This window comes from Ruminococcus sp. AM42-11, from assembly GCF_003480145.1.
Lineage (GTDB): Bacteria > Bacillota > Clostridia > Lachnospirales > Lachnospiraceae > Blautia_A > Blautia_A faecis.
Map to the genome: position 1 here is coordinate 54,922 of NZ_QUIO01000014.1, position 23,629 is coordinate 78,550.

A 23,629-nucleotide genomic window follows, 5' to 3' on the forward strand; every position below is an offset into this window, starting at 1 on the left:
TTGAACAATTGATATAATAGCACATTATAAAAATAAAGTAAAGATGAAATTATGAAAAGTTTATAAATTTTTGAGGCAGAATATTGATATTCATACATGGAAATGCTAAAGTATTTAACAGTTGACAGAAAATGGAGGAAATGCCAATGAATATTGACCATAAAAAACCAGAGAACCGGCCATTGTACATTTTTGCACTGATAGCGGTTGGGGTGATCCTTTTCCTGAACATATTTGCCATTCCTGCCATGCAGGAACGCTCTGTGGAGAAGACCGACTATAGTACATTTCTCAGCAATGTAGAGCGTGGAAATGTATCCAAGGCAGAGGTGCAGGACGATTATATCTATTATGTAGTCAGAAAGAACGGCGAGGACGTGGTGTGCAAGACTGTACGTATGGATGATCCAGACCTTGTAAGCCGCCTTTATGAAGCCGGAACCAGTATGGAAGCAGTGGAGCCTCAGAAGCAGTCCATCTTTCTCAGTCTGGTGATCGGATATGTGATTCCAATCGTAATCTTTGTTTTCCTTGGGAGATGGCTGAGTAAAAAGATGATGAGCTCTATGGGCGGAGGCCCTGGCGGAGCAATGTCCTTTGGAAAAAGCAATGCCAAAGTATATGTGAAGTCTTCTACAGGAATTAAATTTACAGATGTGGCAGGTGAGGACGAGGCGAAAGAGCTTCTTACGGAAATTGTAGATTATCTTCACAATCCACAGAAATACACGGAGATTGGAGCATCCATGCCCAAGGGCGCCCTTCTTGTAGGACCTCCGGGTACAGGTAAGACATTGCTCGCCAAGGCAGTTGCAGGAGAAGCAGAAGTACCGTTTTTCTCTATTTCCGGTTCGGAATTTGTGGAAATGTTTGTGGGTATGGGTGCTGCCAAGGTTCGTGATCTGTTTAAGCAGGCAAATGAGAAGGCACCTTGTATTGTATTTATTGATGAGATTGATACCATTGGTAAGAAACGTGACAGCGGAAGCTTCACAGGTGGAAACGATGAACGTGAGCAGACATTAAACCAGCTGCTTACAGAGATGGATGGATTTGACGGCTCCAAGGGAGTTGTGATCCTGGCTGCTACCAACCGTCCGGATTCCCTGGACCCGGCCCTCCTGCGTCCGGGACGTTTTGACAGACGTATTCCGGTAGAACTTCCGGATCTGAAAGGACGTGAGGAAATCCTGAAAGTCCATGCCAGAAAGATCAAAATCGCAGACAGTGTCCGTTTCGATGAAATTGCCAAGGCAGCAGCCGGCGCTTCCGGTGCAGAGCTTGCCAATGTTGTAAATGAGGCAGCTCTTCGTGCTGTCCGTGACGGCAGGAAGTTTGCTACCCAGGCTGACTTTGAGGAGAGTATTGAGGTAGTTATCGCTGGTTATCAGAAGAAAAACCGGGTGCTTTCCAATAAGGAAAAACTGATCGTATCCTATCATGAGGTGGGACATGCACTTGTGGCGGCGAAACAGACGGATTCTGCTCCGGTTCACAAGATTACCATTATTCCCCGTACCTCAGGCGCTCTTGGATACACCATGCAGGTGGATGAGCAAGAGCACTTCCTGATGTCAAAGGAAGAACTGGAGAATAAGATTGCTACATTTACTGGGGGACGTGCTGCTGAAGAACTGATTTTCCACAGTGTTACAACTGGCGCGTCGAATGATATCGAGCAGGCTACCAAGATTGCCAGAGGCATGATTTCACGCTATGGCATGAGCGATGAGTTCGATATGGTTGCGATGGAAAGTATGAGCAATCAGTATCTGGGCGGTGATTCAAGTCTTAGCTGCTCCTTTGAAACACAGACACTTCTGGACAAAAAGGTAGTAGAGCTGGTACGAAGACAGCATGAGAAGGCCTATAAGATTCTTGAGGATAATATTGAGAAGCTTCATGAACTGGCGAAATATCTGTATGAGCATGAAACAATCACAGGCGAGGAATTTATGAAGATTTTAAATGATCCGTCGAAGTCTCTTACGGCCAGTGCAGAGTAAAAAAGCATTTTTGTATTATTTGACTGGATTTTGTGGCAATAAAGAGAACCGCATTGCCGGATATATAAAATAAGGGACAGCAGAAAAAGATTAGATGCTCTTTAAACAGATTTTGGTTATTTCCCTTGTCTGTTTAAAGAGTATCCGGTCAAACATCTGCTGTCTCTTGTGTTTTGAGGGAGATTCGGATATAATAACAAATATGGGCTGCAAAAGGGAGGAGTGTTTCCATGAATTGTCAGACAGCAGAGAGTATGGTAAACCGATACATTGAGCATGATTTATCTGTAGATGAACTGGAGGATTTTCTGGAACATGTGGAGAATTGTCCGTCCTGTTACGACGAGTTGGAAACTTATTTTATTGTTCATGCTGCCATGCAGCAGCTGGATGAGGAGAGCAGAGATTCCTCATTGGATCTTCGGGAGCTTCTGGAAGAAGATATTCGTAAATCCAAGCATTATATACTGAAGATGAGATTCCGCCGCGCGCTGAGTGGAATGGGATTCTGTGCGTTGATTGCCGGACTGGGTGGATTTTTGATTTATATTATTATGCAGGTATTATAGGAAACACGGTACAGGAGGCTTATATGTGTGAGAAAATTTTACTGATAGATGGTCACAGTATTTTAAACAGGGCATTTTACGGACTTCCGGATCTGACTAATTCAGAAGGTCTGCATACAGGTGCTGTTTATGGCTTTTTAAATATCCTGTTTAAAGTGCTGGGAGAAGAGAAACCGGAATATCTGGCAGTGGCATTTGACAGAAGTGAGCCGACTTTTCGCCATGCGAAATATCCGGAATACAAAGGTACACGTAAGCCCATGCCGCAGGAACTAAAGGAACAGATCCCGCTTTTGAAAGAGATGCTTGAAAAGATGGGAATCGCCACAGTTTCCCTTGCTGGTTTCGAAGCAGACGATATTCTTGGTACGCTGGCGAAAAAGGGTGAAGAAAAAGGCCTGGATGTAATCATTCTTTCCGGTGACCGTGATCTTTTACAGCTGGCGACTAAAAAAACTATGATCCGTCTGCCCAGGACTGCAAAAGGGCAGACTGTTATAGAAGACTATAAGGAAGACCAGGTGCAGGAACGTTATCTGGTTTCTCCTGCCCAGATCATAGAATTGAAGGCTCTTATGGGTGATCCTGCCGACAATATTCCTGGAATTCCAGGTGTCGGAGAGAAGACAGCTATTAGGCTGCTTGTAGAATATGGCTCCATAGAAAATGCTTTTTCCCATGTGGAAGAAATTTCACAAAAGCGGGCCAGAGAATCTTTGAGGGAAAATTACCAGATGGCTCAGCTGAGTAAGGAGCTTGCAACCATTTGTACAAACAGCCCAATAGAATTTGAACAGGAGAAATTCCAGTTAGGAAATGTTTTTACAAAGGAATCCTACGAGCTGTGCAGAAAACTGGATTTCCGGAATTTTCTGCTGAAATTTGATCCGGCTGAAGTGAATGAAAATACAATGGAACAGGATTTTTTCACCTGCAATGATCTGGAGGGCTGTGAGGCACTTTTTGAAAAAGCGGGACAGGCAGAAGCTGTGGGAATAGCGCTTCTCTGGGATAAAGAAGGCGTCTATGGAGCTGGTCTGGCATTAGGGGAAGATGAAATGTATTACGTTCCTGTGGAGGGAATGGTAACAGCAGCTTATTTAAGTGATAAAATCGGGAGGCTGGGGAAGCATACCACAGTTTGCTCCATGGACGTAAAAACCATGCTCAAGCGTGCTGATCTAACACCCGATGCAAACGTATTTGACTGTGGCATTGCAGCTTATCTTCTGAATCCTTTGAAAAGTACTTACACTTATGAAGAGCTTGCAAGAGATTATCTGGATGGGAAGCTTCTTCCGGGAAAAGAAGAACTTCTGGGAAAAATATCCCTGAAAAAGGCCTGGGAGGAGGATATGCCGGAACTGGAACATCTGGCATGCTATATGGCGTATACCGCTTTTGCCACCAGAGCCCCCCTGAAAGCGAAGCTTCAGGAAACAGGTATGTGGAAGGTATATACAGAGATTGAACTTCCTCTTGTATTTACATTAGATTCCATGGAAAAATGGGGAATCGAAGTAAAAGGAGAAGAATTGAAAAATTATGGCGAAAAGCTGACTGTCCGCATTCATGAACTGGAAAAACTGATCTGGCAGCAGGCAGGAGAAGAATTTAATATCAATTCTCCGAAACAGCTGGGTGTGATCCTTTTTGAAAAAATGGCGATTCCAGGAGGAAAGAAAACGAAGACCGGCTACTCTACATCCGCAGATATATTAGAGAAACTGGCATCAGAGAATCCAATCGTAAATGATATTTTGGAATATCGTCAGCTTACAAAGTTGAAATCCACTTATGCAGACGGCCTTGGAGCCGTGATCGAGAAGGATGGAAGGATCCATTCCACTTTTAACCAGACCATAACTGCCACTGGCAGAATCAGCAGTACAGAGCCAAACCTTCAGAATATTCCGGTCCGCATGGAACTTGGAAGACTGATCCGCAAAGTGTTTGTACCGGAAGCTGGATTTGTATTCCTGGATGCTGATTACTCACAGATTGAGCTGCGTGTTCTTGCTCACATGTCCGGGGATGAGAAGCTGATCAAGGCTTACAGGGAGGCGGAAGATATTCACCGACTGACAGCGTCTCAGGTCTTTCATATTCCGCTTGAGGAGGTCACTCCTCTGCAAAGACGAAATGCCAAGGCGGTGAATTTTGGTATTGTATATGGTATCAGCTCTTTTGGTCTTAGCCAGGATCTTAGCATTACAAGAAAAGAGGCTGCCGCTTATATCCAGAAATATTTTGAGACCTATCCAAGCATAAAGGGATTTCTGGATGGACTTGTGGAGCAGGGAAAAGAAAAAGGCTATGTTTCCACTATGTTTGGCAGAAAAAGGCCGGTTCCGGAACTGAAATCCAGCAATTTTATGCAGAGATCCTTTGGCGAGCGTGTTGCCATGAACTCGCCAATTCAGGGAACTGCTGCAGATATAATCAAAATTGCCATGAATCGTGTGTATAAACGTCTTTTGGATGAGAAACTGAGATCCAGACTGGTGCTTCAGGTCCACGATGAATTGCTGATCGAGACCTGGAAAGATGAAATCCCTCAAGTATCAAGAATTCTGGAAGAGGAAATGAAGGGTGCAGCCAATCTGGCAGTGGAGCTGGAAGTAGATATGCATCAGGGGAATAACTGGTACGAGGCAAAGTAGAAGCAGAACTATGTCTGGAATAAGATTTAGGAAGAAAATAGTTTGTACCTCATAATTACCAGGTGAAATCGAAGCAGTAAGGAATAGGAAAAATGAAGACAATTGGTATTACAGGAGGAGTTGGTGCCGGAAAAAGCACGGTGCTTGCTTATCTTGAGGAAAAATATAATGCTTTTGTTATACAGGCTGACGAAGTGGGACATATTGTGATGGCTCCGGGACAGGAATGTTATCAGCCAGTGATCGATCTGTTTGGGAAAGATGTGATAAAAAACGATAAAACTATTGACCGGAAGAGGGTTTCCGATGTAGTATTTGAGCAACCGGATTTTTTGAGCCGTCTAAATGGGATAATTCATCCGGCTGTAAAAAGATATATCCTGAAAAGCCTGGAGGAACAGAAGAAGGAGGGACGGAAGCTATGCGTTGTGGAAGCCGCACTTTTTCTGGAAGAACATTACCAGGAGTTTTGTGATGAAGTATGGTATATTCATACAGATGAGGAAATCCGCATTCAGCGCCTGATGAAAAACCGAGGCTATACCAGGGAGAAATCTCTTGGAATTATCGGAAATCAGGCCAGCGAAGATTATTTTCGAGCCCATACAGATTTCGTTGTAGAAAATAACGGAAATGTGGAAAAAACCTGGAAGCAGATAGATGAAGGAGTAAGAAGAAATGAGACTTTGTAGCATTGCCAGTGGAAGCAGCGGAAACTGTATTTATGTGGGATCAGAAGAGACCCATGTTCTTGTAGATACAGGAATAAGCGGCAAAAGGATCGAGCAGGGACTGAACCAGCTGGAGCTTACTGGCAGGGACATTGATGCGATTCTGGTCACGCATGAGCATTCTGATCATATCAGCGGTCTGGGGGTGATGGCACGCAGATACCACATTCCGGTTTATACTACAGGTGGAACTGCAGATGCGATCAGCAGAATGAAGAATATGAAGAATCTTCCGGAAGACACTTTTCATGAGATTGTGGAGGATCAGGATTTTCATATCAGGGATCTGACCATTCATCCTTTTTCCATTCCACATGACGCGGCACAGCCGGTAGGATACCGGGTTGAGTGTGAAGATAAGGCAGTTGGAATCGCCACAGATCTTGGGAAATATAACGATTACATAGTAGATAATTTACAAAATCTGGATGCTCTTTTGCTGGAGGCAAATCATGATATCCGTATGCTTCAGGTGGGAAGTTATCCCTATTATCTGAAACAGCGTATCTTAGGCGACAGGGGACATCTTTCCAATGAAAATGCAGGAAAGCTGCTTTGCAGGCTTTTGCATGATGACATGAAAGCTGTTTTTCTTGGACATTTAAGCAAAGAAAACAACTATGAGGCTCTTGCCTATGAGACCGTGTGCTCAGAGGTAACCCTTGGAGATAATCCATATAGATCAAAAGATTTTCAGATTCAGGTTGCGAAACGGGACAGTATTTCAGATGTGGTTGTATTGTAGAAGAGATAATTTACAGTAAAGAAACAAAACTATATTTGAAATACAGGTTCAGTTTTTATATACAGTTCAGGGAAAACTTAAAGCTGTATTTTCCCTGGGACAGTCAAAATGGGCAGCAGACCCAAATACAGGAGGAGTATCATGAAAAAAACAATTATCACAGTAGTAGGAAATGACACCGTTGGTATTATTGCAAAGGTATGTACTTATCTTGCCCAGAATCAGGTTAACATTCTGGATATCTCCCAGACGATTGTACAGGGATATTTTAACATGATGATGGTCGCAGATACCAGCGCTTCAGACAAGGAAATTGCAACTCTTTCCAAAGAACTGGCTGCTCTCGGGGATGAGATCGGCGTAGTGATCCATTGCCAGCATGAGGATATTTTCAACGTAATGCATCGAATTTGAAATGAAAGTCCCTTCCATCGGACTTTCATTTAACAAAAATGTCGCCTGTAGGTGATATATCCATAGAAAGGAATACGAATGCTATGATTAATATATTTGAGGTAAATGAGACCAACAAAATGATCGAGCAGGAGAATCTGGATGTACGTACCATTACTCTTGGAATCAGCCTGCTGGATTGTATTGACAGCGATCTTGAGAAATTAAACGAAAAAATTTATAACAAAATTACCACATATGCCAAAGATTTGGTGGCAACTGGTGAGAAAATATCAGCACAGTACGGAATTCCGATTGTAAACAAACGAATTTCTGTTACACCAATCGGTCTGGTTGGAGGTGCTGCATGTAAAACTACAGATGATTTTGTAACAATAGCCAGGACTCTGGACAAAGCTGCCAAGCAGGTGGGGGTGAACTTTATCGGTGGATATACAGCTCTTGTAAGTAAGGGAATGACACCGGCAGAGGAGCTTCTGATCCGTTCTATTCCGCAGGCGCTTGCCAGTACAGAGCGGGTATGCAGTTCTGTGAATGTTGGTTCCACAAAGACTGGAATCAATATGGATGCCGTGAAGCTTATGGGAGAGATTATTCTGGAAACAGCTCAGGCAACCAAAGAACAGGATTCCCTTGGCTGTGCCAAGCTGGTAGTATTCTGCAATGCACCGGATGACAACCCCTTTATGGCAGGTGCTTTCCACGGTGTTACAGAAGCTGACAGTATTATTAATGTTGGCGTCAGCGGCCCAGGTGTTGTAAAAACCGCTCTGGAGAAAGTAAGAGGAGAGGATTTCGAAACTCTCTGCGAGATGATCAAACGAACTGCATTTAAGGTAACACGTGTAGGTCAGCTGGTTGCCCGGGAGGCTTCCAAGATGCTTGGCGTTCCATTTGGAATTGTGGATCTTTCCCTTGCGCCTACTCCTGCAATCGGTGACAGTGTGGCTGAGATCCTGGAGGAAATCGGTCTTGAAAGAGCCGGCGCACCTGGAACTACAGCAGCTCTTGCCCTGCTAAATGACCAGGTGAAAAAAGGTGGTGTAATGGCTTCCACAGCAGTTGGAGGCTTGAGTGGTGCATTTATTCCGGTCAGCGAGGATCAGGGAATGATCGATGCGGTAACAGCAGGTGCACTTACCATTGAGAAATTAGAGGCTATGACCTGCGTATGCTCTGTGGGACTTGATATGATCGCAGTACCAGGTGATACGAAGGCATCCACCATTTCCGGCATTATTGCAGATGAAGCAGCAATTGGAATGGTGAATCAGAAGACAACAGCAGTCCGTCTGATCCCTGTTATCGGAAAAGGAGTAGGAGAGACAGTAGAATTCGGCGGTCTTCTTGGCTATGCACCAATCATGCCGGTAAACAATTTCTCCTGTGATGCGTTTGTGGCAAGAGGCGGAAGAATTCCGGCTCCGATCCATAGCTTTAAAAATTAAGGTTACTGGATGAATTTGCACTTGACATTCTTACATCACTGTGCTAAAGTATAAATCAGTTAAACCGATGAGAAAGAGTAGTAAATCAGATGTGACATTTAGTCATTATGAATGGACTGAATAATGACTTACCAGAGAGCGGAGGATGGTGTGATCTTCGTATGAAGCGGCTGATGGAATGGACTTTCGAGGGCGGTCCGAAATTATATTTCAGGAGAGTAGGCGCCGACGGGAACCGAACCCGTTACCAATCAGGAGTGTATGTTTGTACATGAGAAAGTGGACGATTTGTCAATTTGAGTGGCACCGCGATAATAGGATTTTATTACCGTCTCAAAGAGCAACAGGGAATGTTGTTTTTTGAAGACGGTTTTTTGATATCCATTTTACCACTCATTCTTTCTCGCAGACAAGATGTAGAAGATCGGCTTAGTTATCTTCTGGAGCCTGTTTGAAAATCATTTCCGTAAAGTGTGACACATATTATGCGGAAAGCCTTTTTTAACATGCTCCCGCCAATTTTAAGAGAGAGAGGAAAAACACTATGAAAAAAAGAATGATCGCAATCGCAGCAGCAACAATGGCAACTATGATGATGGCAACACCTGTTCTTGCAGAGGACTACAAGATCGGTATCTGCAATTATGTAGATGACGCATCTCTGAACCAGATCGTAGACAATCTGGAAAGCCGCCTGAAAGAAATCGGCGACGAGAAGGGTGTAAACTTCGATATTTCCTATGACAACTGTAATGCAGATGCCAATGTTATGGAGCAGATTATTTCTGATTTCCAGGCAGACGGTGTAGACCTTATGGTTGGTGTTGCAACACCGGTAGCTATGCGTATGCAGGCAAGCACAGAAGGAACCGACACGCCGGTTGTATTTTCCGCAGTATCGGATCCGGTTGGTTCAGGTCTTGTAGAATCCCTGGAGGCACCTGGCGCAAACCTTACCGGAACAAGCGATTATCTGGATACCGCTTCCATTATGAAACTGATCGAAGCTGTTAATCCGGATGCCAAGAAGATCGGACTTTTATATGATATCGGACAGGATTCCTCTACAGCAGCCATCGAGGCAGCAAAAGCTTACATGGATGAGAACGGAATCGAATATGTTGAGCGTACCGGAACCACTACTGATGAAGTTCAGCTTGCAGCAGATGCACTGGTTGCAGATGGTGTTGACGCAGTGTTTACCCCAACTGATAATACCATTATGACAGCAGAGCTTTCCATTTATGAGAAATTTATTGATGCAGGAATTCCGCATTACACAGGAGCTGATTCCTTTGCGTTAAATGGTGCTTTCGCAGGGTATGGTGTTGATTACGCAAATCTTGGAGCAAAAACAGCAGATATGGTTGCCGATATTCTTCTGAATGGTGCTGATCCGGCAACCACTCCTGTAGAAACCTTTGATAATGGTACTGCTACTGTAAACACAGAAACATGCGAAGCTCTCGGTCTTGATTTTGAAACTGTCAAAGCTGCTATGGAGCCGCTCTGTACACAGGTAAATGAGATCGTGACAGCAGAGAGCTTTGACGAACTGGAAGCAAATTAACGATTAACCGGAGGAAATGATTGTGACACTGGCTACTGCACTCTCCTTAGGAGAAACTGCCCTGAAACTTGGACTGATCTGTTCCCTGACTGTCCTTGCATTGTTTTTAAGTTATTCCATGCTGAATGTCTGCGACCTTTCTACAGACGGCTGCTTTACATTAGGAGCCGCTGTAGGAGCCGCCGTGGCGGTCAGCGGACATCCTTTTTTATCAATAATAGCAGCAATGCTTGCCGGAATCTGTTCTGGTTTTGTAACCGGATTTTTGCAGACAAAAATGGGAGTAGACAGTCTGCTTGCGGGAATTATTGTGAATACAGGATTGTATTCGATTAACATAGCAGTGATGGGAGGCTCTTCCCTGATCAACATGAACCGTACAGATACGGTGTTTTCCATGATGAAGGATGTTCTGGCAGATACCCCTCTGAAGGGAAGAACAGATATAATTGTTGCGCTGATCGCAGTAGCAGCAGTGGTTGCTTTTCTGGTGGTATTTTTAAAGACACGACTTGGCCTTGCAATCCGTGCTACAGGAAATAATGCAGATATGGTGAAGTCGTCGTCTATCAACCCGGTATTTACAACGATTATCGGACTTTGTATTGCAAACTCTTTTACAGCACTGTCCGGATGCCTTCTTTCCCAGTCCCAGAAATCTGTGGACATTAACATCGGTCAGGGAATGGTTACCATTGCGCTTGCATCCCTTCTGATCGGAGGAACAATTCTTGGAAAAGGCGGAATTTTTGTAAGAGCTGTGGGAATGGTATTGGGTTCTTTTGTTTTCCGACTGGTTTATACGGTGGCTTTAAGATTTAATATGCCAGCGTTTATGCTGAAACTGGTATCTTCTGTGATTGTTATTCTGGCAATTTCCGGCCCTTATCTGAAACGACAGTGGCCGCAGCTGAAAAGAAGAATGACGCACAAGAAGGGAGGAATCTGATCCATGTTAAAGCTTTCACATATTTCCAAAACCTTTAATCCGGGAACAGTAAATGAAAAAGTGGCAATCAGAGATCTGTCTCTGCATCTTGAAAAAGGCGATTTTGCAACAATTATCGGTTCCAACGGAGCTGGTAAATCTACTATGTTTAATGCCATCTGTGGAGATTTTCTCACAGATTCCGGATCTGTTGTTCTGGATGGAGAGGATATTACATTTCTGCCACAGCATGCCAGAGCAAAAAATATTGGAAGACTGTATCAGGATCCGATGCGGGGAACTGCTCCTGGAATGACGATTCTGGAGAACCTTGCGCTTGCTGCAGGTCAGGGAGGCTGGCTTTCCCGTATTTCCAAAAGTGATAAACAGCGTTTTCGTGAACAGCTTGCACTTCTGGATATTGGCCTTGAAGACCGCATGAACCATCCGGTTGGACTTCTTTCAGGAGGTCAGAGACAGGCACTTACTCTTTTGATGGCAACTATGAATCCACCGAAGCTGCTTCTTCTGGATGAGCATACAGCAGCTCTTGATCCGGGAACAGCCGAGAAGGTGCTGAACCTGACCAGCAGGATCGTGGAAGAACATCATCTGACCTGTCTGATGATCACCCACAATATGCAGTCTGCACTGGAACTTGGAAATCGTATTCTGATGATGGATTCCGGTGATATTGTTCTGGATATCAAGGAAGAGGAGAAAAAAGGTCTTACTGTGGAAGGGCTGCTTGACAAGTTTAAAGTTGGAGCAGGAAAGAAACTGGATAATGACCGCATTCTTCTTTCTAATGAGTAAGACGAAATGGATAAAAGTGAGCCCTGGCTATTGCACGGAACTGCAGTAGCCGGGGCTCTTTATGCGGTTGAGAATATTATACAATAATAATCTGTTGTCTGTACTCATGAACATAAGAAGCGCTGTTTTTTTGTGCCAGAATGCTTTCGTAAAGATTGGATGCGAAAGTTGTTTTATTTAGTAAATCCATAGCTTGCGGTGCGTTTTCAAGCACTGCGGAAGCATCCGGCAGTTTGGTAAGCAGGGGAATGCTGCCACATTTTTTTATTTTGCCCAGAAGCGCAGAACTGTTTTTTCGAAATCCCAGAACCCGGGCGTAGGGAATCTGCGCTGGCACACTCTGAATATGAAGAAGCATGTGAAGCAGTGCTCTCTGGATCCTGGCTTGTGTGATCTCTTTGGTTTTCAGAAGGCTGGCAAACTGGGAAAAGGTTTCATACTGATCCCGGCAGGAGAGAATCCTTCTGGCAAGAGCGTGGGACATGTCCAGGTATGTGCACAGGCTTTCTTCTGTTTCCTGAAGAAGACAGTAACGATAAAGCGTGTCCAGATCGTTTTCCAGAAGAAAACGATTTCCGGAAATTGCCTGTAAAAATAGTTCCAGGGAATTTGCTGGTAAAAATTTTTTTGCCATATCAGCAAGAAACGCAAAATTCTGTATTGAGGTTTCTGATGATTCAGATAAAAAGCAGTGGGAATGCTTGGTATCGGACGAGTCCCCTATGGATGGAGCATTGAAATTCAAAATGGCATTTCGAATAGCAGAAGCAGAAGGAAAGTGATTTTCAGACAGAGTATTTTCATGATAATCATTTCCTTCCCGTTTAATGGAAACCGGTGAAATAGAGCTGTTTTCCCGTAGAATAGCTTTACAGTATTCAATTCCCAGAATATTATTGGGGGAAAAGAGCAATTGCTGGTATTTTTCTGATTCGGGAAAAACTGCAGAGAGAGCCATGCTTCTGGCCTTTGGAAAAGTCATTCCGTTTTTCAGATTCCGGCGAAGGGCGGTCTGAAAATCTTCCGGCTCATCTGCCAGGATTTTGGCCAGCTCCATAAGCGCATCCGTATCACCGCATTCACTTCCGAAACAAAGTATATCTGTAACCCCAAGTCCATCCAGAAGCTGTACGCCTCCTCTGGCAAATAACTCTGCACTGGCAGAAGAAATGGAAACCGGCAGCTCCAGAACTAGGTCTGCGCCGCTTTGAAGAGCCATTTCTGCACGTACATATTTGGAAAAAAGAGCAGGGGTCCCTCTTTGTACGAAATCACCACTCATGGCGATAACTACATAGTCTGTCCTTAGTTTTTCTTTTATATAGTTTATCTGATATTCATGTCCTGTATGGAATGGATTATATTCTGCAATAATTCCGGCTGTTTTCATAAAATTGCACCTCAAAAAATACGTTGTTCTTCCATATTCTAACATTGAAAAGCTTGAAATACAAGGCGGGGTGGCGTATAATGAAGTTAAGTTACTGAATGGGGAATGGATACTTATGCCAGTTCCCAGAGGATTACTGTAACAAATGAAAGGAGCCATTTAATCATGGGATTTATTGATGTAATCAAAGAAAGAGCAAAATCCAGCATTAAGACAATCGTACTGCCAGAGACAGAGGACATGAGAACTCTTGAAGCAGCAGACAAGATTTTAAAAGAAGGAATTGCTAAGCTTGTACTTGTAGGTAATGAGGAGGCAGTTAAGAAGAGCGCAGCTGAAGGCGGCTTCGACATTTCCGGTGCACAGATCGTAGATCCTGCAACATCTGAGAAAACTCAGGGATATATTGACAAATTAGTAGAGTTAAGACAGAAGAAAGGTATGACACCAGAGCAGGCTAAGGAGATTCTTCTGAACCAGTATCTGTATTATGGTGTTATGATGGTTAAGATGGGCGACGCAGACGGAATGGTTTCCGGAGCCTGCCACTCCACAGCTGATACTTTAAGACCATGCCTTCAGATCCTGAAGACAAAACCAGGTACCAAACTTGTTTCCGCATTCTTCCTGATCATTGTTCCAGATTGCGAGTATGGCGCTAACGGAGCTTTTGTATTTGGTGATTCCGGTCTGAACCAGAACCCGAATCCAGAAGAGCTTGCAGCAATCGCAGCTTCTTCTGCTGAATCTTTCAAGCTTCTTGTACAGGAAGAGCCTGTAGTAGCTATGCTTTCCCATTCTACAAAGGGAAGTGCGAAACATGCAGATGTTGATAAAGTTGTTGAGGCTACCAGGATTGCGAAAGAGCAGAATCCGGACCTTGCACTTGACGGAGAGTTCCAGCTGGATGCGGCTATCGTTCCAAGCGTAGGTGCTTCTAAAGCTCCGGGAAGCCCGGTTGCAGGTAAGGCTAACGTTCTTATCTTCCCAGACCTTGATGCAGGAAATATCGGATACAAGCTGGCTCAGCGTCTTGCAAAAGCAGAAGCTTACGGACCTATCACTCAGGGTATCGCAAAACCTGTAAATGACCTGTCCCGTGGATGCTCCGCTGACGATATCGTTGGTGTTGTAGCTATCACATCCGTACAGTGCCAGGCTCAGGACTAATTTCAGATTAGTTTCCAAAGGCTGAATCGTATTGTGATTAAGGGCACATGCCCTTGAAGAGATGCCAAGAATAAAATGTCCGGCATCGGGTAATACATAATCATGTAAACAGGAGAGTAAAAAAATGAATGTATTGGTAATTAACTGCGGTAGTTCTTCTTTAAAATACCAGCTGATCGATTCTGACACAGAGGCAGTTCTTGCGAAGGGACTTTGCGAGAGAATCGGAATTGACGGAAGACTGGTATACCAGAAAGCCGGAAATGACAAAGAGATCACAGAAGCTTCCATGCCGACTCATAAAGAAGCAATCCAGATGGTTCTGGAAGCTCTTACCAATGAGAAAACAGGTGCGATCAAGAGTCTTGCAGAGGTTAATGCAATTGGTCATCGTATCGTACATGGCGGCGAGAAATTTGCTTCTTCTGCAATCATTACAGATGAGATGATCAAAGCAGTAGAAGAGTGCAATGACCTTGCACCACTTCACAATCCGGCTAACCTGATCGGTATCCGTGTATGCTCCGAGCTTATGCCAAATGTACCTCAGGTAGGTGTATTTGATACTGCTTTCCATCAGACAATGCCTGCAAAAGCTTATCTGTACGGACTTCCAATTGAATACTATAAGAACTACAAGGTAAGAAGATACGGTTTCCACGGAACCTCCCACAGCTTCGTATCCAAACGTGCTGTTGAGTTCCTTGGCCTTGACAAAGACAACTCTAAAGTTATCGTTTGCCACCTTGGAAATGGTTCTTCCATCAGCGCTGTTCAGAATGGCAAATGTGTAGATACCACAATGGGTCTTACTCCTCTTGAAGGCGTTGTAATGGGTACACGTTCCGGAAGCATTGATCCGGCTATCGTTGAGTACATTGCAAAGAAAGAGAATCTGGATCTTGCAGGTGTTATGAATGTTCTCAATAAGAAATCTGGTCTTCAGGGTATGTCCGGTGTTTCCAGTGATATGCGTGATCTTAGAGCCGCAGCCGCTGAGGGCAACGAGGATGCTAAGAATGCAATCGAAGTTCTCTGCTATGGCATTGCGAAATATGTAGGTGGATATGTAGCTGCTATGAACGGTGTTGATGCAATCGTGTTTACAGCTGGTATCGGCGAGAATGTTGGCATGATTCGTGAGAAAGTCTGCTCTTATCTTGGATTCCTTGGTGTTACAATTGATGCTAAGGCTAATGAGGCTATGGGAGAGGAAGTTGTTATTTCCGGTGCTGACTCCAAGGTAAAGGTTGCAGTTATCCCGACTAACGAGGAGCTTGCAATCTGCCGTGATACGGTAGCACTTGTAAAATAATTAGCTGCAGTGTGATCAGCAGTACATGGCAAAGTCAGTTGCTGAGAGGCAGGCTGCTTTGCGGTAATACTGTATTACTTTATAAAAATGCATAAATCCTGTCAGAGAATCATACACTCTGGCAGGATTTTATATGCAACAGGAAATTGATTTAATATTCCACCTGAAATTTCGTCAGCTTTTGTTATTTTTTTGAAAAATTATTGTATATAAGGGAAAATTCAAGTTGACAAATAATGACAGGGTATGTATAATTGATTAAGTGTGAATAGGGAGACGATTATGCAGATACATTTATCAGACATTTCATCCAGCGAGGGTAAGAGCCAGCACTACAGTGTTGCTTTTGAGATGGATACCATCACCTTCCAGCAGGGAACCTTTCCAGTACTGGCTAAGGAACCTGTAGAGCTTACGATTACGAATACCGGCGACAGAGTTCTGGAACTGGAGGGAAGCGGTCTTGTGACTGTTGGAATTCCATGTGACAGATGTCTGGAAGAGGTTAGGACCAGGATTCCTTTTGAATTCAAGAGGAAACTTGACATGAAGCTTACGGATGAAGAACGTGTGAATGATCTGGATGAGAGCAGCTATCTCACCGGCTATGACCTGGATGTGGACCGTTTGGTCTATCTTGAGGTACTGATGAGCTGGCCTTTGAAAGTCTTATGTAAAGAAGACTGCAAAGGGATTTGCAGCAGATGCGGGAAGAACCTGAATGATGGTCCCTGCGGATGTGCCGAGGAGCCTAAGGATCCCCGTATGGCAGCTATCAGTGATATATTCAGTAAATTTAAGGAGGTGTAACCGAAATGTCCATCTGCCCAAAGAATAAATCTTCCAAAGCAAGACGCGATAAGAGAAGAGCAAACTGGAAAATGAGCGCTCCGAACCTTGTAAAATGCAGCAAATGCGGCGCACTTATGATGCCACACAGAGTTTGCAAGGCTTGCGGAAGCTATAACAAAAAAGAGATCGTTAAAGTTGAAGACTAATAGCGAATCTTTAAAGAACACCTGAGTTGATTGGGTGTTCTTTTTTTATGCAGCAAGCAGGATTCTTTCCTGTTGTTTTTTCTATATAATTCATTTATAATATTCACAGAAAATACATTACCTGGAGGAACTACAATGTCTGAATTAAGTGATAAGATCAGATCAGAATTTAAAAAGGCAGATGATGAGCGCGATGCTCTTATGAATACCCCGGAAGATATCGAACGTTGGGATAATATTGTATATGGACATGATGACAGGGAGATGCAGAGGCTGGATGTATACAGACCGAAGCAGGCACAGGGAGAAGACCTTCCGGTCATTATCAGCGTTCATGGAGGAGCCTGGATGTATGGAGATAAAGAAAGATACCAGTACTATTGTATGAGTCTTGCGCAGCGAGGATTTGCAGTTGTAAACTTTACATATCGTCTGGCTCCTGAGAGCAAATTTCCAGCACAGTTAGAGGATGTGAATCTGGTATGCAAGTGGGTGATGAAGCGTGCAGGAAGATTCCATTTTGATACAGAACGTATTTTTGCAGTAGGAGATTCTGCAGGAGCTCATCTTCTGGGACTTTATGCAGCAATCTGCACGAATCCGGCATATGCTGCCAAATATGATTTTGCTGTACCAGAGGGCTTTGCCCTTACTGCAATTGCTTTAAATTGCGGTGTGTACAGGATCCCAAGGGAAGGGGCAGACAATATGACTATGCTGATCATGAAGGAACTTCTCCCGGAAGGTGGTACAGAGGAAGAACTGGAGAGCATTGATGTGCTGAACGGCATTACAGATGTTTATCCTCCTGTATTTTGCATGACTTCCGTGCAGATCATCAGAAAGCACAGGCACCTGCATTAGTCCAGAAACTGATGGAGAACAATGTGCCCTTTGTATATCGTGTGTTTGGAGATAAGATTAATAAACTTGGTCACGTGTTCCACTGCGATGTAAAAACAATTGATGCTGCCCAGTGCAATGATGCAGAATGTGATTTTTTCAGGGAGTTTTGTTTCTGATAGTAAGACATTCATGTAAAACATATTACGGTACAATGCAAAGTTAGAGCCTGTTTCAAACACGCTCTTGTTGTTGTGATAAAGTAAACAGTAACACCCATTTTTCACGGAAACCTGCGGTTCGCCACAGGTTTCTTGTATTATATGATGAAATCTTATATGCTTGGGACAAGGGAGAAAATCAATGAAAAAAAGGTTAAAAGGTCTGATAAGTGTTTTTTTCTTTTTGCTTTGCATATTTGCCTGGAAAAGCGTGCAGGAAGTAAGGGCAGCGGAGAATGTAATAAGGGATTTTTCCAGAATTTTCTACATACCTGCCGGAGTAGTTTTGAAAGGCGGAAGCCTGCAGAAACTGCAGGAAATTTATGACGGCATGAGCTGCATTGCATATACAGAAGATGGGGAAGAGCTTTATCTGGATGCAATCTGGGACTATTCCGGAATTGATATTCAGACTGTGGGAGCCTATAAGATTACAGGGACAGTGAGACTTCCGGAAGGATATACAAGCAATGTCGGTCTTCCGGAATGGACAGCATGGATTTCTGTACAGAATCCGGGACAGCCGGAGATTCAGGTGTATTCCCGAATGATTTCAGCAGGTATTTACTATTTTCCATGGATCACAGAGCAGAATCCGGATAAGATGGCAATATGGCTTCAAAAAGAAGGAGAGGACTGGGTAAATGTAAGCGAGGAAGGATATGGATTTGCGGATACCGATGGGATGTATCTTTCCTGCCAGAGTATGATAGCTGAAAATATATATACACTGACAGTTGTTTATAATGAAGGGAAAACCAGAAATCTTAAATACCGCTATCAGTCAGATGGAAGATTGGAGATTCTCAGTTATCAGCCTGGAACAATTGGCGGGACAGTATCAAAAGATACTGTTATCCGTTCCTGCGAGGAGATTGACGAAAAGAGCCTGCAGCGCTGTATGGTATATGCGGTGCGGGCGGGGCAGAGTCTGGCAGAAGTACGGACCGAGCTGGAGGAGACTTTTTATATTTTTGGGAGCACCTGTGAAGAATATGAGGATACTGCGGCCCATCCGGCTGTTATCATGCCTTCGGTATGGGATTTCAGTCAGGTTGATGTGAATGCTCCTGGCGTTTATAAAGTGACGGGAACTTTTGCAGCTCCAGAAGGCTGCACGGTGGATCAGGAGCTTACTGTTCCGGGGGCGTCTGCTTATATTACCGTTCAGCGCCCGGATCAGCCGGAAGTACAGACGTGCTGTGTGGTTGGCGTGGATACTCTGTTTTTTCCTATGATATTAGACCGTTTTACAGATGAACAGCTGGACAATCTGCAGGTATATCTGCAGGAAAATAAGGGAGATAAAGAAATAAGCAAAAGTAATTTCTATTTTGACAGAAAGGGTCTGTATCTGAAAAAAAGTGTTCTTAAAGCTGGCTGGGAATATGGAATTTACGTAACCTATCCAGGTGGAAGTACCGGGGTATATACTTTTGTGTATGGTGGGGAGCTGATTTCTAATGAGCACTGGTACAAGCGCAACTATGCAGACAGGGATGGCAAAGAGCTTCCGGATATTGACAATGAAACGGAGCGGGTAACGGATACTTCCGCCATCCTTGTAGGAAACAGGCTGCTGGATCTTATGAAGAATGGTGTAAAGCTGATTCCTTTTGAAGGAGACGGAGTGCTGGTAAGGGTTCCTGTGGAAGTGGTAAAAGACTGGAATATAAAAGCGGAGGATCAGATTGAGACAGACATTTCCTGGGTGGGAAGTGATGTTTCTGTAAAAATTTCCAAAAACGGAGAAGCTGTTACAGATATTCCAGGAGCTACCGTGGAGATTCCGTATGCGAACCGTGACTCTCAGACTATGCTGACAGACGAAGAAGGTAACTCCTATACAGGTTCGGTAAATGATGCACAGAACGCTGAGGTGATTCCCATTGATAAAACCGGAGATTATACAGTGGAAGAGCAACCACAAAATCAGACAGAGAATGGTGGAAACACAGAAGAGGATGATCCGGAAGGAGACAGTCTGGAAAATGCGGCGGACTCAGGGGAAGAAAAGCTGTCAGAACAGGTTGAGGAACTTCTTTCGGAAGATGTCAAAAACCAGAAAGCGAATTCAGATGAGAATCTTAACAGTCAACATAAAAAAACGGCTTCAATTGTTATAATAATTGTAATTTTGTTAATATTGTTATGGAATATACCAATGAGACGCGGCAAAAAGCTCCGAAAGGGGGAACGGGGTGAAGGAGAACAAAGCAAATAAAAAAGGAAGGAAGCTGCTGTGGGGAACTGTAATCATAACCATGATTCTATCCTTTATGTTTTTTTACGTGTTGTATTGTTCAAATAACAAATATATGACAAGAGAGGAAAAAGCCATACACGGACTTTTGTATGCAGATGGCTCCTATGAGAGCTTTCCTGTCTATTATTTGTCCAGAGAATGGGAATATTATCCGGATGCACTTCTTACGCCGGAGGATGATCTGGATAAATATTATTTTCGTTATATTTCTATTGGGGAATATGGTGGAATGGAACTTGGAAACAGTGGGAGAAGTCCGTATGGAAGTGGTACATATCGGTTAAAAATCATGCTTCCCGCTGAGCAGCATACATATGGTTTGTATCTGCCGGAAATTTTTTCAGCATATAGTTTGTATGTGGATGGTGTTCTGGTCGGACAGATGGGAAATCCGGACCCGGAACATTATGTGGAACGGACTCAGAACAGAATGTTTACCTTCAAGGCCAATATTTCATTAGAAATTCTGATTGCAGTGACAGATAAAAGCTCTGCTTCGCCGGGAATCCAGAGTGTACCTGTTTTTGGAAATCCTTTAAAAATAAACACCATAAGGGGAATTTCGGTGTTTATCAATTCCTCTGTATTTACCTTGATCATTCTGGTTCTGGCGTTTTCCGTATGGGCATTTTTTAAAACCAGATGCAGGGCAAATGTACTTTTTGCAGGAGTATGCCTTTGTGTGCTCGGGTATACCTGCTATCCCCTTTTGCATACATACCTGGCGCTAAGAGTACAGCCCTGGTTCTCTGTTGAAATGCTGTTCTATTTTCTCGCTTTTCCGGCAATGCTTTTGCTGGAATATGAGATCACCGGGCAAAAGTATAAGTGGATGGTATGGGGGGTTCTTGCTACAGCTGTGGCAGGTCTTGGGGTTACACTTGCAGGGATTTTTGCAGGGGGAATGGAGACCGCAGCTCTTTCTTATGGTATTTCAGCGGCAACAGAGGTGCTGAAATGGTTTACCGCTGTATGCCTTGTTTTAACTGCGTTTTTCTATACGGAAGGGATGCAGGGCATTTCTCTTCTTGCAGGAACCGTAATTTACGCAGTATCTCTGGCAGCAGACCGCATATGGTCTTTGTATGATCCGATTATTGGCGGCTGGTTTCCGGAATGGGGCGGCATCATTTTGACAGGTATATTTGGAATGTTTCTCTGGAGAGAACTGACAGAAGGCTATCGGATGCGGCTGATCTATGAAGAACAGTCCAGACAGATGGAATTGCGTCTGCTTATGCAAAAGGAGCATTATGAGAAGTTAACTGATGCACTGGAAGAGGCAAGCCGTACAAGACATGACTTCAGACAGTATATCCGTACTGCTTCCATTCTGCTGGAACAGGAACATTATGAAGAACTGAAAGCGTATTTTCATCAGTTTGCACAGGAGAGCACCGAAAAAATGCAGACACCAGTATGCTATTGCAAGAACATGTCTGTGGATGCAATCTTACATTACTATGCGTCACAGCTGGAGCAAAAAGGTATAAAGTACAGATATTCAGTAGAGGTTCCAGAGAAAATGAAAATTTCTGATCTGGATATCTGCAGGATTTTTGGTAATCTGATGGAAAATGCGGTGAGAGCAGTGCAAAAAGAAGAGAACGCGGATGAGGCTTATGTAAATTGCATCTGCAAAGTAAAAATGGGAAAACTTCTGATCAATATTGAAAACATCTATGCAGGAGAAGTGCAGAGAAATGGGGCAGCTTTTTATTCCACAAGTCACAGCGGGCAGGGAATTGGAATTGCTTCTGTTTCCAAAACAGCAGAGAAATATGGTGGATATGCCGACTTTTCTGCCAGAAACGGTATATTCCGGGCGAATGTGTTTATTCCACTGGAAGATATGGATTTACGGCTTTCGGACAAAGCCGGCTGACAGGCTGAGAAATTTTGCCGGGTCTTTCTTCCACATAAAAAGTCTGCGCAACCAGTTGTGCAGACTTTTGTATTACGAGAAAAGATAATTCAGATATTCCTTCTTGATTGCGTTAGCTCCCCGTTTACGGATCTGGACGGTTTCCTGGTTGTCCAGAAGAAAGCCCTCCTCCAGGGTTTTGTGAATGCGGTCCATATTCACAAGACAGCCGCGGTAGCAGGAGAGAAAACAGGGGAGATCGTGAATCAGTTCCTCGAATTTCTGGAAAGTCAGGTATGTGCGCAGAACTCCTGCGTCTGTGTGAAGCTGGACAGCATTGTGAAAGGTGTCTGCATATAAAATGGTTTTTACAGGAACACGCAGAAGGGTACGATCGCAGATCACCTCTATATATCGTGTATCCTGTACACGCTTGATCTGAATGGAGTCCAATACCTTTGTGAGCTTGTTTGTATCAAGAGGCTTCAGAAGATAATAAGCTGCCTGCACGTCGTAACTGGCAACCGCAAAAGCATCGCTGCTGGTAACAAAAATAAGAGCGCAGGAGTCGCCTTTTTCCCGAAGCTGGGCGGCCAAGTCCATACCATTGGCCTGCTTTATGTAGATATCAAGAAAAATCAGGTCATAACTGCCGGGAGAATAGCTGTTCCAGAAGTCTTCAAGTGAAGAGAAGGTATGTAATTGGATAGATATCTGTCTTTGGTCATAATGTTCCCGGGTAGCTTCTGCAAGTGCATCAAGATCCTGCTGCACATCATCAATTATTGCAATGTTCAATGCTGAAATCCTCCAAAAGAATGAAAACCTGCAGTAAATCAAAATATCACTGAAAGTGTCATTTCATCCCATGTATATTGTTTTTTTTAAATAAATCGGATATAGTAATCTCAAGGTGATGAGGCGTTAGAAAGTATTGTAAGCTTTTAAGGTCCTCTATATAATATCACAAAATATGATAAAAGTGAGGTAGAAAAATGAAAAACTGGAAAAAAGTTATGGCTATGTTATGTGCCGCAGCATGGTAACCGGATTTTCTGCTCCTGTGTGGGCAGAGGCAGATGCAGCAGAAGATACTGAGGCTGCAGATGATGAGATTACAGAATTAACAATGGACATGCTTGATGAAGCTGCATATGAAGGAACATGGTTATCTTTTGAGCCAGGCTTCGATCTCTATGTACCAAGCAACTGGGATGTTCTGGAAATTTCAGATGAAGATGCTGCAGACGGTGTTATGTTCCAGGCACAGGATCCGGATTCTGAAGAAGGCGTGAACATGGTAGTGACTGCTACAGATGTTGGAACAGAGTATGATCTGTATTCTATGGCTGATGAGTTGGCTACAGAGTATGAAGATGTTGAGAAGGTTTGCATTAACGGACTCTATGCAGTTTCCTTCGAGACTGAAAGTACATACGGAATCGCTTTCCTGGAGGATGCTGAGGGAATGATGTACAATGTACAGATCGGACCGAAATCTGACGACATTCAGCCTATCGCTGAGACCCTTTTCGTTTCTCTGATCAAGACAGAAGACAATGAGGAAAATGCAGAGGCTGAGACCGATGCGGCAGCTGACGAGGAAGCAGCAAACTAATTGCTATAAATGGAATCAGCAGTAATAACTAATTTAAATGCGAAACGTGAATGT

At 43.7% G+C, this 23,629-nt stretch carries 20 protein-coding genes; 18 read left to right on the forward strand and 2 right to left on the reverse strand.

Annotated elements, in window-relative coordinates; translation table 11 throughout:
- Window positions 1–146: 146 nt before the first annotated feature.
- The 10 genes from ftsH (at window position 147) to DW904_RS10030 (ending at window position 11,890) form a co-directional block, all read left to right on the forward strand.
- Window positions 147–2,006, forward strand: coding sequence for an ATP-dependent zinc metalloprotease FtsH (gene ftsH / locus DW904_RS09985; protein WP_118580018.1), 1,860 nt, complete (start codon window positions 147–149; stop codon window positions 2,004–2,006).
- A gap of 230 nt (window positions 2,007–2,236) precedes the next feature.
- Window positions 2,237–2,575: a zf-HC2 domain-containing protein gene (locus DW904_RS09990; protein ID WP_118580021.1), complete on the forward strand. Its 339-nt coding sequence runs from the start codon at window positions 2,237–2,239 to the stop codon at window positions 2,573–2,575.
- Window positions 2,576–2,598: 23 nt separating this feature from the next.
- Window positions 2,599–5,238 carry a DNA polymerase I gene (polA, locus tag DW904_RS09995; protein WP_118580024.1) on the forward strand — a complete coding sequence of 880 codons (2,640 nt, stop codon included), beginning with the start codon at window positions 2,599–2,601 and terminating at the stop codon, window positions 5,236–5,238.
- Between the two features lie 92 nt (window positions 5,239–5,330).
- Window positions 5,331–5,930: a dephospho-CoA kinase gene (gene coaE, locus DW904_RS10000; RefSeq protein WP_118580027.1), complete on the forward strand. Its 600-nt coding sequence runs from the start codon at window positions 5,331–5,333 to the stop codon at window positions 5,928–5,930.
- Window positions 5,917–6,714, forward strand: coding sequence for an MBL fold metallo-hydrolase (locus DW904_RS10005; protein WP_118580030.1), 798 nt, complete (start codon window positions 5,917–5,919; stop codon window positions 6,712–6,714). The genes coaE and DW904_RS10005 overlap by 14 nt, the downstream gene beginning before the upstream one ends.
- A gap of 141 nt (window positions 6,715–6,855) precedes the next feature.
- Window positions 6,856–7,128, forward strand: coding sequence for an ACT domain-containing protein (locus tag DW904_RS10010; protein WP_021925040.1), 273 nt, complete (start codon window positions 6,856–6,858; stop codon window positions 7,126–7,128).
- 83 nt (window positions 7,129–7,211) lie between these two features.
- A complete protein-coding gene (locus DW904_RS10015; protein ID WP_118580033.1) occupies window positions 7,212–8,576 on the forward strand; it encodes a PFL family protein in 1,365 nt (454 codons plus the stop codon).
- A gap of 544 nt (window positions 8,577–9,120) precedes the next feature.
- Window positions 9,121–10,146 carry an ABC transporter substrate-binding protein gene (locus DW904_RS10020; RefSeq protein ID WP_118580036.1) on the forward strand — a complete coding sequence of 342 codons (1,026 nt, stop codon included), beginning with the start codon at window positions 9,121–9,123 and terminating at the stop codon, window positions 10,144–10,146.
- Window positions 10,147–10,162: 16 nt separating this feature from the next.
- Window positions 10,163–11,095, forward strand: a complete 933-nt coding sequence (locus DW904_RS10025; protein ID WP_118580039.1) for an ABC transporter permease — start codon at window positions 10,163–10,165, stop codon at window positions 11,093–11,095.
- A gap of 3 nt (window positions 11,096–11,098) precedes the next feature.
- A complete protein-coding gene (locus DW904_RS10030) occupies window positions 11,099–11,890 on the forward strand; it encodes an ATP-binding cassette domain-containing protein (protein ID WP_118580042.1) in 792 nt (263 codons plus the stop codon).
- Between the two features lie 76 nt (window positions 11,891–11,966).
- Here the strand turns inward: DW904_RS10030 and DW904_RS10035 are convergent, their stop codons facing one another.
- Window positions 11,967–13,280, reverse strand: a complete 1,314-nt coding sequence (locus DW904_RS10035; RefSeq protein ID WP_118580045.1) for a nucleotidyltransferase family protein — start codon at window positions 13,278–13,280, stop codon at window positions 11,967–11,969.
- Between the two features lie 165 nt (window positions 13,281–13,445).
- On the opposite strand from DW904_RS10035, the gene pta reads away from it, so the two are divergent.
- The 7 genes from pta to DW904_RS10070 all read left to right on the forward strand — a co-directional run bounded on the left by pta (window position 13,446) and on the right by DW904_RS10070 (window position 21,978).
- Window positions 13,446–14,450 (forward strand): phosphate acetyltransferase, encoded by a 1,005-nt coding sequence (gene pta, locus DW904_RS10040; RefSeq protein WP_118580048.1) that lies wholly within the window; start codon window positions 13,446–13,448, stop codon window positions 14,448–14,450.
- Window positions 14,451–14,574: 124 nt separating this feature from the next.
- Window positions 14,575–15,765 carry an acetate kinase gene (locus DW904_RS10045; RefSeq protein ID WP_118580050.1) on the forward strand — a complete coding sequence of 397 codons (1,191 nt, stop codon included), beginning with the start codon at window positions 14,575–14,577 and terminating at the stop codon, window positions 15,763–15,765.
- Between the two features lie 282 nt (window positions 15,766–16,047).
- Window positions 16,048–16,575: a DUF177 domain-containing protein gene (locus DW904_RS10050; RefSeq protein ID WP_118580053.1), complete on the forward strand. Its 528-nt coding sequence runs from the start codon at window positions 16,048–16,050 to the stop codon at window positions 16,573–16,575.
- Between the two features lie 5 nt (window positions 16,576–16,580).
- Entirely contained in the window at window positions 16,581–16,763 is a 183-nt protein-coding gene (gene rpmF / locus DW904_RS10055; protein ID WP_077610953.1) for a 50S ribosomal protein L32, read from the forward strand.
- 135 nt (window positions 16,764–16,898) lie between these two features.
- Complete coding sequence (locus DW904_RS10060; RefSeq protein WP_243110366.1) at window positions 16,899–17,627, forward strand: alpha/beta hydrolase; 729 nt, start codon at window positions 16,899–16,901, stop codon at window positions 17,625–17,627.
- Between the two features lie 342 nt (window positions 17,628–17,969).
- A complete protein-coding gene (locus DW904_RS10065) occupies window positions 17,970–20,051 on the forward strand; it encodes a hypothetical protein (RefSeq protein ID WP_118580056.1) in 2,082 nt (693 codons plus the stop codon).
- Complete coding sequence (locus DW904_RS10070) at window positions 20,029–21,978, forward strand: GHKL domain-containing protein (protein WP_118580059.1); 1,950 nt, start codon at window positions 20,029–20,031, stop codon at window positions 21,976–21,978. The genes DW904_RS10065 and DW904_RS10070 overlap by 23 nt, the downstream gene beginning before the upstream one ends.
- Before the next feature lie 72 nt (window positions 21,979–22,050).
- Here the strand turns inward: DW904_RS10070 and DW904_RS10075 are convergent, their stop codons facing one another.
- Window positions 22,051–22,755, reverse strand: a complete 705-nt coding sequence (locus tag DW904_RS10075; RefSeq protein ID WP_118580062.1) for a LytTR family DNA-binding domain-containing protein — start codon at window positions 22,753–22,755, stop codon at window positions 22,051–22,053.
- Between the two features lie 241 nt (window positions 22,756–22,996).
- Here DW904_RS10075 and DW904_RS10080 point away from each other — a divergent pair, with 241 nt between their 5' ends.
- Entirely contained in the window at window positions 22,997–23,575 is a 579-nt protein-coding gene (locus DW904_RS10080) for a hypothetical protein (RefSeq protein ID WP_118580065.1), read from the forward strand.
- Window positions 23,576–23,629: the final 54 nt, after the last annotated feature.